The sequence below is a fragment of the Streptococcus sp. HMSC36C04 genome (assembly GCF_001839535.1).
In the GTDB taxonomy this organism is placed as follows: Bacteria; Bacillota; Bacilli; order Lactobacillales; family Streptococcaceae; genus Streptococcus; species Streptococcus hominis.
Genome location: NZ_KV841597.1, coordinates 1 through 364, shown reverse-complemented (window position 1 = coordinate 364; position 364 = coordinate 1). Strand labels below are relative to the sequence as shown.

Annotated in this window: 1 pseudogene; it reads left to right on the top strand. The window is 42.3% G+C overall.

The annotated features are described in order from the left end of the window. Nucleotides 1-364: pseudogene (locus HMPREF3249_RS09225) on the top strand (IS982 family transposase); the annotation flags it as partial.

Here is a 364-nt window from a genome sequence, read left to right as displayed (position 1 = left end):
TCCAAAATTTGTCATCAGCTTTATCGGGATTATTACCCTGATTCATTGAAGCATCGCCGTAATGTCAGCTTGTCAAAAGTTTCGGATGAATCTCTATTAGTCTTACTGCTCTTGCAAGCTGAACTAAGAATCAAATCCCAACATCATTTTCACCGAATCTGCCAACTATTTCCTTGTGGCCAAATGCTTGAAAGAAGTCGCTTTAATCGTCGCTCAAGACAGTTGATTTGGTTGCTACAACTCATTCGACAGGCGATGAATGACCAAATCTCCTCCGATACGATTGCCATCGTAGACAGTTCTCCCCTACCACTTTGTCAGTCTGTTCGTAACCATAGAGCAAGTATTTTCGAAGGAGTGGCAG